General features: G+C 36.7%; 12 protein-coding genes. All 12 read right to left on the bottom strand.

Features of this window, described 5'->3' with window-relative positions:
* Positions 1-89: 89 nt before the first annotated feature.
* Positions 90-1,148: an LPS O-antigen chain length determinant protein WzzB gene (locus tag G5171_RS17110; protein WP_421251137.1), complete on the bottom strand. Its 1,059-nt coding sequence runs from the start codon at positions 1,146-1,148 to the stop codon at positions 90-92.
* 120 nt (positions 1,149-1,268) lie between these two features.
* Positions 1,269-2,306, bottom strand: a complete 1,038-nt coding sequence (gene wecA / locus G5171_RS17105; RefSeq protein ID WP_337073613.1) for a UDP-N-acetylglucosamine--undecaprenyl-phosphate N-acetylglucosaminephosphotransferase — start codon at positions 2,304-2,306, stop codon at positions 1,269-1,271.
* A gap of 114 nt (positions 2,307-2,420) precedes the next feature.
* On the bottom strand, positions 2,421-3,476 hold the full coding sequence (locus G5171_RS17100; protein ID WP_421251138.1) for a DUF1972 domain-containing protein: 1,056 nt from the start codon (positions 3,474-3,476) through the stop codon (positions 2,421-2,423).
* 27 nt (positions 3,477-3,503) lie between these two features.
* The gene (locus G5171_RS17095) at positions 3,504-4,787 is read right to left on the bottom strand and encodes an O-antigen ligase family protein (RefSeq protein ID WP_421251139.1); all 1,284 of its coding nucleotides are present in this window, start codon (positions 4,785-4,787) and stop codon (positions 3,504-3,506) included.
* On the bottom strand, positions 4,777-5,889 hold the full coding sequence (locus tag G5171_RS17090) for a hypothetical protein (protein WP_421251140.1): 1,113 nt from the start codon (positions 5,887-5,889) through the stop codon (positions 4,777-4,779). The genes G5171_RS17095 and G5171_RS17090 overlap by 11 nt, the downstream gene beginning before the upstream one ends.
* A 59-nt stretch (positions 5,890-5,948) precedes the next feature.
* Positions 5,949-7,220, bottom strand: a complete 1,272-nt coding sequence (locus G5171_RS17085; RefSeq protein WP_337073617.1) for a nucleotide sugar dehydrogenase — start codon at positions 7,218-7,220, stop codon at positions 5,949-5,951.
* Positions 7,221-7,319: 99 nt separating this feature from the next.
* Complete coding sequence (locus G5171_RS17080) at positions 7,320-8,738, bottom strand: lipopolysaccharide biosynthesis protein (protein WP_421251141.1); 1,419 nt, start codon at positions 8,736-8,738, stop codon at positions 7,320-7,322.
* A gap of 39 nt (positions 8,739-8,777) precedes the next feature.
* Positions 8,778-9,845 (bottom strand): TDP-N-acetylfucosamine:lipid II N-acetylfucosaminyltransferase, encoded by a 1,068-nt coding sequence (locus G5171_RS17075; protein WP_421260475.1) that lies wholly within the window; start codon positions 9,843-9,845, stop codon positions 8,778-8,780.
* Positions 9,842-10,972, bottom strand: a complete 1,131-nt coding sequence (rffA, locus tag G5171_RS17070; protein ID WP_408750497.1) for a dTDP-4-amino-4,6-dideoxygalactose transaminase — start codon at positions 10,970-10,972, stop codon at positions 9,842-9,844. Before rffA ends, G5171_RS17075 begins: the two co-directional genes overlap by 4 nt.
* 23 nt (positions 10,973-10,995) lie before the next feature.
* Positions 10,996-11,694, bottom strand: a complete 699-nt coding sequence (locus G5171_RS17065; protein ID WP_408750499.1) for an SDR family NAD(P)-dependent oxidoreductase — start codon at positions 11,692-11,694, stop codon at positions 10,996-10,998.
* Between the two features lie 11 nt (positions 11,695-11,705).
* Positions 11,706-12,272, bottom strand: a complete 567-nt coding sequence (locus G5171_RS17060; protein WP_408138761.1) for an acyltransferase — start codon at positions 12,270-12,272, stop codon at positions 11,706-11,708.
* Between the two features lie 121 nt (positions 12,273-12,393).
* Positions 12,394-12,738: dTDP-4-dehydrorhamnose 3,5-epimerase (gene rfbC, locus G5171_RS17055; protein WP_421260474.1), on the bottom strand; the 345-nt coding region annotated here is incomplete at its 5' end.

The following is a 12,738-nucleotide window of genomic DNA, read 5'->3' as shown; positions in this document are numbered from 1 at the left end:
TTAGGCCCACCCATTATTGAAAGGGCATACAAGATACAGACAAAAAGAGAGGGGGCACATTGCCCCCTCGATTACATCAACGATTCCTATTATGCCTCTTCTGGTCGGCGAAATGCATGGCGAATCAGAACAATACCAATACCAACCATTCCTCCAAGCAGGGTCGCCAACACCACAATCAAGGGACGTTTCGGCTTGTCACGGCTAAGGGCTTCATCTGGAGCATCAAGATAGGAGAAAGGACGAAATGAAATACCGTCCAAAGATATGCTTTTTAAACGTGCCATCTTTACCTGCAGAGACTGCAATTTGGGTTGATAAACCTCAAGGTCGATAGATTTCAGTAATGACAGTTTTTCCTCCAAACCTTTCGAACCCAAAGAAATGAGGAGACGATCCCGAACGTTATAATTTTCCAATGGAGCACTGACTCCAGCCGCTTTGGCTACTTTGTTAGCCATCGCCAATTCTACTATTTCCTGTTGCAGGGCACGTTTAGTGTCCTCCTGCATGATCAGGTACTCAGTTTTCATGCCATCCAACTGCAGATCACGCTGTTCAGTGAGTCGGTGTATCAACTGCTTTTGTTGCAGCTTGACAATGTAGTCAACATACCCTTTCAACATTGCCAGCGACCTTTCGGAAGTGGGGGCCGCAAACTTGAGCTCAACACCCGGCACCTCCCCCTTCTTATCTACGGGCTGAGCCGTGACGGATTTACTCCAGTCGCGCAGCCAACGCACCTGCGCCTTGCTATCTAACCCATGGTTTTTTACAACCTCTGCAAATAAAGGGCTGGCTTTGAGATAGTTACGGCGATTCTCGTAACTGTTGAACTCCAGAATAAATTCCTGGTGTAGATCTTTACCACTGGGAAAACCGCCAAGACCCAATGCAGTTGCATGCTTTGCCACTTTCAGCATCGGAGTCATGTCCTCCGGCTTAGGCTCTGCAACCACTGCCGAAGCTGACCACTGCTGCGGAGCCAACAACGCATAAGAGATACCACACACTGCAAATACGCCAGCAATAAGCACTATCAGCAGCTTCTGGCGCCACAACACCAGCATCAGCTCACGAAAATCAATCTCATCAGAAGCAGCAGGTACTACCCACTGTGCCGGTACATCTGGACTTTTTTCTTTCATCACTGTCTCACGTTAGGTTAAAACAAAAGATACAGGCATTTCAGTATGTAGCAACTCAAACAATTCGATATATGCACAAGGACTGGTCTAAAATAACATGAGTGCCCAGTTAACTAAAACTCATTGTTTCCGTCTAATCCAAGCTAAAAAACGCCATATTGAATTCAACCCCCACAAATAGAGCATAAAAAAACATAAAAAAAGAATAAAACTTAATAATTCAGGAGCTCGTATTGACTCGAAGTAAATACCAATTACAGCACATACTGTTGCCAAAAAACAAATAAAGCACAACGCCTGATTAGGAGATAACCCCGCGCGCATACATATATGATGTAAATGTTCTCTGTCAGGTTTAAAGGGGGAGTGTCCTTTACGAATGCGCCTAATCATAATCGCTACCATATCAATCAACGGTATAGCAATTAACCATAATGCTGTGACAGGATACATCTGCGCTTTAGGACCTTGCGTACCTTGTAGCAAGGTCCAGATAACTGTAAAGCCTATCAGCATACTTCCAGCATCCCCCATAAAAACCTTGCGACGCGTTCCAAAAGGAAATCCCAGATTAAGAATGACATAGGGGATGACAACGATCATCATCAATAGACAAAACCGAGCTAATAATAACTGTTCGTCAATATAATTAAGGTACGCTAACCCACCAAAGGTGACTAGAGTTAATCCACCTAGCAAGCCATCGATACCATCAACCATATTAAAAGCATTGATGGCGCCCAGAACGGCAAAAACAGTCACAATATAACCAAGAGGCCCTAATACAATTTCATGGCCAAAGGCTAACCCCCCCAAACTTTTTAGAGAAAGTCCAGCGCCAAAGATCATGGTACAAGATATTAATATCTGCACGACCAAGCGGATACGATAGTCAACATCATATTTATCGTCTATTGCACCCATGATAACCAAGACGGAAGCACATAAGACATAGATATCTGAACTAGTTAATAAATCAGGTTTGAACCATAACGCCAACATCAAAGTCAAATAGATAGAAATCCCACCAACCAAAGGAACTGCACCTTGGTGTAGTTTTCGCTCATTAGGCCGGTCAACTAGATTTATTTTTTTTGCCATCTTTCGTAAAAAAAACAAGCATATAAATGCTGTGATGAAAAAAATTGCATATTCCATTCTATGCCACCAAAGAAAGATATAAATATATGGTTAGAAATAAAATCAATTCAATCAAAAATAAAAGCCAGCCCCTAATAAATTAAGCAATTAAAATCAGCATCAATAAAACGATTAAACGAAAAGCTGTTCATATTTATCGACTACACTACGCCATTGATATTTATCATTTGCAATTTGCCTCATCCTCTCCCCGGAATGAACTACATGTTCATCATACTTTTCAATAAGCTGGCGCAACGTTTCTATGCTATTAAAATATAGAGCACTGTTATCTGTAGTATAGCGATTGAAAATACAATCAAATGCATATATTGGCATGCCAAATTGCATGGCTTCAACCAAAGAAGGATTGGTACCCCCAGCAGAATGACCATGCACGTATCCCTTACATTGCCTTCTCATCTTATAGAGTACGGAGATATCATAAATAGGATCAACAATCTCTATATTTTCATAATGCGAAAACCTGCTTTTAAGCGCACGACCATATTCACTTGCCTCCCAGTTACCAATGAAGCACAATTTCTCTCTAGATTTAGAAAAGGCAGTCAGGATCAATTCAATATTATTCTCAGGCTCTATCCGACAAAGTGAAAGATAAAAATCATCTTTGACATAATTTTCCTGATGTTCGACTTGTAATGCATGGTCTCCACCATAAGCTATGACCTCACTGACAACACCATATTCATCCATTACATAATCAGCGATACCCTGATTATCTGATACGACAGCATCTGAAAAACGAACGGCAAGTTTTTCCGAAAATTTCAAAAATTTTTTCGTCAGCCATCCCCACTTGTCGCGCCGCCACTCCAGTCCATCAATATTCGTAACAATACGTGACGAACTAAACAACCGATAGATGGGTAAAAACAAACAACCAGAGACCCCCAATATCAATGTGACATCAGGTTTTTTCTTAAGGCAAATTATCAGACTTAATATATCATAAGGTATACTAGAGACCCCATTAGCCTTGATCGGGAGATATAACAACGAAGCATCTTTATAATTTTCAGATTTTGTCTGATAGGAGTAAGAAGAGCAAAAAATATGATAATTTATACTTTCCGACTGATAATCAACAAGGTTCTGCACTAAAGACTCAAAGCCACCATAGCACGCCGGGACACCTACAGTACCAACAATATAGACTCTTTTCATTTCATTGCACACCCTATAACTTTGAAATCAATATTTTTGGGAAAGCGTTTTGGAGAGGAAAGCACCATTAATTATTCTATATTTCCGATAAGATCCAACCAAAAGACCAATCAAACAATAGAAAAACATAGATAGCTTAGGCACTTCAAACAGTGGACCGCTTAAGAAATATATTGGCGAAAGAGAAAAGAACCAGAAACAAGAGTTGAAAAATACTTTATCATCTAAATTATTAACTATGAGTTCAGCTCTCTTTGATATACATGACAGAATAATAATAATAGTTATAAATGTTACTAAGCCCACAACCCCATACTTATACAGTAAATAAGCATATATCGATTCTAAATAAATATCTTTCCCAACCCCAACCCCAAACAATGGATTGGATGATATCGCATCCCATGCGAATAAAATCTGATTAATTCTGGTATTAAAAGAACCAGAACCACCACCAGAAAAATCCAAACCGCCAGAAATTAAATAATTTATACCGGACACTACATATAAAAATCGAGTTTCAATTTCAGTTGAAAAATAATTTAAGAATGAGCTACCTACTACCAAAGCCATTAATATGAAGAATATTACTTTGAAGTCATAAACTCTTCTCACAAAGAGATTGAACACCTTAATTGAAATAAGAATGGATGAGACCAATATAAAATTTCTACTTTGTGTCAAAAAAATCAGAACAAATATTACTACAGCAATCATGAAATTCACAAAGTATGATTTAACTTCAACTCGTTTTTCTACTAGATAGCAAAATCTAGTAAAATAAAAACAAAGTCCCCAAAAAAGAAAGAATGCGTAGTGATACGTTGTATTAAACAGAGAAGTCAGCTTATCAGATAAGATATCTAGTGATTCTCTTTTATATAAAAAGAAACTTATTCCTGGAATGTAAATTTCAACAAATGAAACTAACATAGATATGATCAATACACAAACATATACTTTTTTAAATTTTTCATTAGGTGACTCAACAATATAACCATACACATAACCGACGATTGAATATAACAAAAAATAAATGATTTTCAATCCAGAAAACACATCTGATGCATCATTATTAGAATTTATGAATGTGATACATGTAGCCACTAAAAAAATTAGGAAAAAAATCAAAAAAGCTATAAAATCACTGAGCTTTACTTTTAAAAAAAATGGCAGAGTCAATACTGGTAGCAAGCTTATTCCAAGCACATGATACATCATACCATTGGTATAAGTAGGGAATATAGGAAATACACAGCTCAAAATAAAAGAAATAGTGAATATTATTTCAAAGTGACTTTTATTTATCACAAGAACCCTCATTCATTAATATATTCATCGAATTCTCAAGACGCGTAGAAAAATAGGCCTCATCTGGGATACTATGAGAGATAGAATTATCGCCACTTGTTTTCTCTAGCAATTTTATATCAGCATCAAGATCTGTTGACTCATTGTAATTAACTATAAACATCGAATTATATTCGTAATTTATTGATGTTATACATGGTGTATTATTCTTCAGGTATTCATATAGTTTAAGCGGGGAACCATCATGACTTTTCTCAGCCAAGTACGGTAATAATCCAATTTTGAACGAGGATATTAAACGTGGTAATTCATTATATGTAAAACGTCCTTTAATATGTACGCCATTACTGCGTAATTTATTGGACACACTTTTATCATATACTTCACCGTATACAACAACGCTATATCGTTTAGCCAAAGAACAGACAAAATCCACATCAAACTTGTCAGTCACAAAACCAACAAACCCAAAATCATACTCTGCCGCTTTATTACACTGAACACGATCGGAAAATTTACTCGTGAAAACGCCGTTTGGTACAATATCAAAGTTAAGCATACGATGCTTGGTGATGGCATGGGCTGCGGCGCCACTGACAGCTGTCATAAAATGATAATTGGCGGCAACATACTGATATTTCAGATCAACCAATCTTTTCTCTTGCTCGCTAAAACAGTTATGTTTGGTGAAATTGTCTATCATATCGTACCAATACATAACTCTGTCAGACTGAACCAAAGGAAATATCGCAAAGGGTGTGAAGTCTATAACCAGTAGAGTATTGTTACCATGTTGGCAATAGTTACTAACAAACAAATCAACATGCTCATTATAACAACCAACTGTCCATGCTCGTTTCTTCAGTGGCCCAAGTAAGTCAAAGCTAGTAACATCAATTACGTTAACACTGTCATAATTAAATTTTTGTTTTCTTTTATTCAAGATTCTTTCATATAAACTGACGGGCCTGTTTAGAACAGTAATACTATTTACATGTTTATTATCTGATAGCACTTCTAGAAATTGAAGATCACGCACTGCAGAACCATAGCAATGCCAAAAATAGAGATCACGATATGGAATAAACAGTATATCAAACATAGCCAGCATTCTCTTGGAGATAAAAAGTGGGGTATATCATATACCCCAAAAAATTATTGCTATAATACGATTTTATCAATGCTATTAAGATTCATTAGCTTTGATTTCAAGTCATACACGAAACCACAAGGTTTAACACAATGATAGAGTTCATGATCATGAATAAATATATCATGAGGCACCATTAGAGCAACTACATCATATTTTTTCTCTGGCTCCAGTTTATCAATCATTCGAATGCCATATTCAGTATATACTTCATCTGAATTAGCTACGGGATCGAAAACATCTATATTCAGGTTATATTTTTGCAATGTATTATAAACATCGATCACTTTAGTATTTCTAATATCAGGGCAATTTTCTTTGAATGTAAAACCGAGTATGAGAAGGTCAGAGCCAGGAACAATCATTCCTTTTCTCACCATGCCAGAAATTATTTGGTCACTAACAAAACCCGCCATTCCATTATTTATTTCTCGTGCAGAACGGATCATGTCCGGTGAGTAATTGAACTCGTTAGCTTTCTGCAATAAATAATATGGATCAACCCCAATGCAGTGTCCGCCTACCAACCCAGGGGTCAATTTAATGAAGTTCCATTTTGTACCTGCCGCATCTAAAACATCAGATACGTTGATATTCATCTTGTTGAACATCATGGCGAATTCGTTCATCAGGGCGATGTTCACATCACGTTGGGTATTTTCGATAACCTTTGCAGCTTCGGCAACTCTGATTGATGTAGCTTTAAATGTACCCGCAGTGATAATAGAACGATATAACTTATCAACAAATTCAGCAACGTCAGGGGTGGAGCCTGAGGTAATTTTCTTAATTGTAGTAAGACGATTTATCTTGTCACCCGGATTGATTCGCTCTGGGCTATAACCGGCAAAGAAGTCTTGATTGAACTTCAGTCCAGAAACACGTTCAATTTCAGGAATGCAGTCATCTTCTGTAGCTCCCGGGTAAACCGTAGATTCATAGATAACAATATCCCCTTTTGATATTACCGAACCAATCATTTGGCTTGCCTTCAATAATGGCGTCAAGTCCGGCTTGAAATGTTTATCTACTGGTGTTGGGACAGTAACTATATAGACGTTGGAATCTTTAATACTTTCGATATTGTAGCTATATATCAAGCGGGTTGCTTCACTCAACTCTTCGGAGGTACATTCTTTAGTAAGATCAATTCCCTTCTGCAGTTGCAGTACGCGTTCTTTATTGATATCAAAGCCCACAACATCAAAATTTTTTCCAAATTCTACAGCCAGTGGTAATCCCACATACCCAAGACCAATAATCGATATTTTTGCGGATTGCATATTTAGTTCCAAATTTAATGAAGTTTACATCAACGTGACAATTGGTAACATTAGAAATAGTTAATCAATGAAGTTTTTTATATCGCATTTTAAAAAACATTATGAATAATGGCTTATTGTTTTAGCAATTTTATTGATTGACATTTTTACTTCATGCCTGTAATCAAAAATACAGAACAATAATAATCCAAACCAAAAACAATATATATATGGAGCAGCACTAGCCTGCTTTAACGAGCCAATAATAGAACCTATGACAGCTAACAATGTATAAATATACATTCTAAACCTTGGCAAGGATTTCCAGACATAGATCGAGAACTCAGTTCTAAACACAAGAAATGCCCAAAATGATACAGCTGTACTACTGGCTGCACCAGCTGCACCAAAACTAGGAATTAAAAAAAAGTTGCACGTTATGTTAACTAAAAGTGCCAAGATACATGCTAACATTGAATATGCTGATTTACGTGCAATACCAATCCCAACAACGGTAGTTTCCGATAGTGTATAAAATAACGGATAGGCTAGACAAGCGACCAATATCCATTGTACCGAAGAGTATTGAGCAGGTAAGAAAAAAGATATTATCCATGACAGCATCCCAGCTAAACAAAAGATAATGACAACAAACAGTACGGTATAACGGCCAACCATTGTGATCTTATCATACCCTTCGTCTTTACTTGCCCACTTGTAGACCATCGGAGCCCATACAGTAGAGAATACAGACTGAAAAATTGTGGCTGCTGCAGCGAAACTGACCGAAACAGAATAAATAGCCAGCTCGCTATAACTACTCCATCGACTTAATAGGATTCTATCCAGTGAGGTCATTCCCCAAAAAGCAAGACCACCCAGAATTAATGGAAAACCAAAGCTTAACATTTTTTGCAACTGTAATATGTTTACTTTCTCAAAAAAACTCTGGTACCATTCACTACGAGTATTCCAAGCAAAAATAGAAAAAGCCAACATGATTGCCAATGTATTAGCCAGCAAAAGACATTCAAATGTTTTGGCAAAATCAAATAATAGAAAAAAAAGAATAATGACGAGTAAGAAAGCTTTAGGTAATAGCTGGCTCATTGAGAATGCTAGACCACGCTCATTCATTCGTAATACTAGTGACAAAAATCGCGACAAGAAACTGCAAAATAATGCGATTGCAAGTAACCAGCTAACTCCAATAGAGTCTAGACCAAATATAATTTTGGATAATAATGGGCCAAATATCAAGCTTACAGCCAGGGTGGCTACCAGTAATATTAAACCAGGTACCACTGTAGTTTTTAATAATAATGATTTGTTATCTGCCTCATGAAATTCACGAACATAAGCTTGATCTAAGCCAAGAGTAAAAAATAATGTCGCAAAACTCAACACGACATTAAGCAATGCCATCCTACCCACATCCTCTTGGCTAAAAATCCAAGCAATTATCGGGAGTGAAATGATCCCGAATAATGCTCCACCAACGGGGCCAATAGCAAAAAAGAATATTTTTTGAGGTGTCATATAACCGTCTTTTTTACGTTAGCGTTTGACTTCAAACAGTTACGAAAATATTTCTTTCAGCTGCTTAACCAAATTATCCTCACTAAAATAATTGCGTATCTTTTCGTTATTTGAGAGCGATATTTTAGGTTCTTGAGGCTTTAGCTCCAAGTTATCTAGTGAAAAAACTTTTATATCCAGCTTGGTGAATAAATCATAAGAACTGGTATCAGCGCACATATAAAGAGTTTTACCACGTCCCAGCAGATTAATCGCATTACCCATTGCCTGTTGCCGATTATGAGCAAATACGGCAATGTCAACTTCATCCAGTATTTTATTGTATTCATCCAACGACATAAAATCCATCAGAGCATGAAACTTGTCGCCAAACATTGCCTCGCCCTGTTGCTTAATTTGCTCAGCGTAAGCGAAATCACCATAAGATAATGGGCAATATATCTTGTCAACATGATTATTTACATCAAGCTTTACTAGTTTATCAAAAATTCGTTGATGATTATTAGTAACGTCTGCAGAGTTTCCCACTAACAGACTTACCTTAGTGGTATTTTCTGCATATTTCCTTGTTAATCGAGATAAATCTAAGTACCCACCATTGTAAATATTACTCTTATACATAATGCAGTCATAGCGGTGACCCTTAGCATTATACCACTGCTGAGCTTTATGGTAATCTCCTTCTATATAAGTAATAAACCCATCTAATCGACTTATCAAAAAATACCGAAACAATTCCATAACACGATAACGAGCATTTTTAACTGGCAACTCATGATAATATAAATCGCCCCCCCAAATTACCCATAAACACTTATGATGTAACCAAGGCATGAAGCACAGCATTGCAACTAAATGGGGGGAAAAAAGTCCATGTAATATGACCTTATCATTATTATGCAAACACTTTATTATTTTAAATATAGATCTAAAACTATTAACCCTTCGACAATTAAACATTGTCTGTGTTTGTTCATAGTGATATTGGCTTATATCGCCAAAAGTTATGACTGTATGGGTTTCGTCAGTGAAATTACGCTTAAGAATATCTATAAACCCGGGGATAAACTTATCTAAGCAGGCAAGATGTAATATTTTTTTTCTCATTTCAGCTCAATAAAAAGACCAATCTGATTGCAAATATACGCCACTTGTTCATCAGTTAACTCATAGAATAATGGCAGACGAACTAACGTGTCAGTGAAAAAATCCGAATGGGGCAATTCATTGCCTATATATTGGTCTTGGTAAAATTCACTTTTATGCAAAGATAAATAATGAAAAACTGCATGTATATCATTATCTTTTAGATGATTTATCAAGGCCGTACGTTGCTCAAGGCTTTCACATACTAAATAAAACATATGTGCATTATTAGTAGCATACTCAGCCACTTTAGGTAGCTTTATATTAGTATTTGTCAATTTAACTGACAAGTTATTATAATAATGTTGCCATATCGCTTTTCGCCTTGCCTGAATAGCGTCAATATTTTCAAGCTGAGCATAGAGATAAGCAGCAATGATATCAGATGGAAGAAAGGATGAGCCAATGTCTACCCAACCATATTTAGCAACTTCACCACGAAAGAATGAAGAACGATTAGTTCCTTTCTCACGGATAATTTCTGCACGATGTATATACCGCTCATCATTAATAGCTAATAGCCCGCCTTCACCCGATATTATGTTCTTGGTTTCATGGAAGGAAAAGGTACCAAAAGTACCAATACTGCCGAGTGGTTTCCCTTTGTAATAGCTATCTATCGCTTGTGCCGCATCTTCCACCACAGGAACATTATATTTCTTAGAAATTGCCATGATTGCATCCATATCACATGCAACACCTGCATAATGTACCACTACAATAGCTTTTGTTTTGGAAGTAATTAGCTTAACAAGCTGTTCAGGATCAATATTTGGGTGGTCTGCATAGCTATCAGCAAAGATGATTTTCGCTCCTCGCAACGCGAATGCATTGACTGTCGAGACAAACGTATAAGACGGAGCAATAACTTCATCACCAGGCTGGATGTCTAACAATAGGGCAGCCATTTCTAAAGCGTCTGTGCACGATGTAGTCATCAAAACTTTTTTAAAACCATAACGCGTCTCAAAAAAATCATGACATTTTTTGGTAAACGCTCCATCGCCAGAAATTTTTCCAGCAGCAACAGCTTGAGCGATATAAACTACTTCTCGACCATGTAAATATGGCTTATTAAATGGAATCATAATTAGCTCACCGTCATATAAATTTAATATAATGCACCATTAATAGAGTAATCAGCGCCATTAATATATGATGCATCTTTTGAAGATAAAAAACAAACTAATGTTGCAATCTCATCTGGTGTTGCAAATCGTCCAGTTGGTATATCTTTTTTTATTTTATTAAGGATATCCACACTAATACAATTTATCATATCTGTTTCTGTATATCCTGGCGATATGGAATTTACGGTTACCCCTTTAGCGGCACCTTCTAAAGCTAAGGCTTTTGTAAAACCTAAAACACCAGCCTTTGATGCGCAATAATTAACCTGTCCAAACTGTCCTTTATGTGCATTAACAGAAGATATATTTATTATTCTACCAAATCCGTTAAGCCTCATATGAGAAAATACAGGCTGAGTAATATTAAATAAAGATATAAGATTTACATTAATTACTGATAGCCATTCGTCATTGGTCATTTTATGAAAAGGCTTGTCGCAAGTTACTCCTGCATTATTTACCAACACATTCGGCATCAACTCATTATCTGACAAATATGAATATAGATCATCACAGCTCTTTTTTTCTGTCAGATCCAACTTATACGATGTCACATTTGGCAATTCAACTGGTGCAGGTGTATTTTTATATGTATACACAACACGATGATTTAGTGCCGCCATCTTTTTTACAATGGATAATCCAATCCCTCGACTACCACCAGTAACAAGCACATTCATAAAAATCCCTTTTACTTACTATTCAACTCAGTAATGTATTTCTCTTCTAACTCTAAAAGATCCATTTTTCGCTCTTTGATTCGCTTAGCTGGGATACCAAAATATATACCCCATGGCTTAGTACTTTTCGTTACCATCGACATAGCACCAACAGAACACCCTTCAGATATAACAACACCTGGTAATATAGTACTTTTGGTTCCCACAATTACATGCTTTCCTATTGAGACAGCCTTGAATGTTTCCTTTTTGAATTTTTTGGGAATAGTTGGATTAGTCATTGTCTCACCTGAATAGTCATCACTTTGAGTGAAAACATGACAACCATATGCAAGTCCAGAAAAATCATCCATGGTGATACCTGATATTCCACCAGCCAAATTACAATAGGCTGCTATATGAACATTCTTACCTATTCTTATTACACCAGAAATAAGACAAAAATCATCTATTCTAGAATTATCATCAATAGTGATCTCTTCTGGATTATAAATAGAACATTTATCACTTATCTTAACATTAGCACCAATATGTTTGAATCCAATGTTTTTAAGCTGCTCTTCTGTTAAGAATGCCATTTAAATTCCCATCTCCTCAAAATGATATATAGCTACCGAAAGGCTGTTTTATGGAAAGATATAAAAAATACAAAAATCTTATCTTTTTATCATTTAACCAAATTACTAAAATGACAAATGGCTACAAAAATGGATCAGCATCAATAAATGAAGGTTGCTGTTGGTCTTTGTCTGATAGACGATAATCTATATATTGATCAGACCATGTTATGGCTAGTTGCCCATCGTTCCAGAGAATACCTCTGTCGCTATCTCTGCAATAATAATTTGTTGTCTTATATAAAAAATCTGCTGTTTCGGTCAAGGTTACAAATCCATGCGCAAATCCTTCCGGGATCCACAGCTGTCGCTTGTTTTCTCCAGAAAGGTGAACGCCTACCCATTGCCCAAAGGTCGGGGAGCTTTTACGAATATCTACCGCTACATCAAACACTTCACCGGCCACACAACGCACCAGTTTGCCCTG

The organism is Aeromonas sp. 600774 (assembly GCF_049175075.1).
Taxonomy (GTDB): Bacteria; Pseudomonadota; Gammaproteobacteria; order Enterobacterales; family Aeromonadaceae; genus Aeromonas; species Aeromonas veronii_A.
The sequence above is the reverse complement of the archived record's forward strand: the minus strand, read 5'-3'. Positions and strand labels throughout refer to the sequence as shown.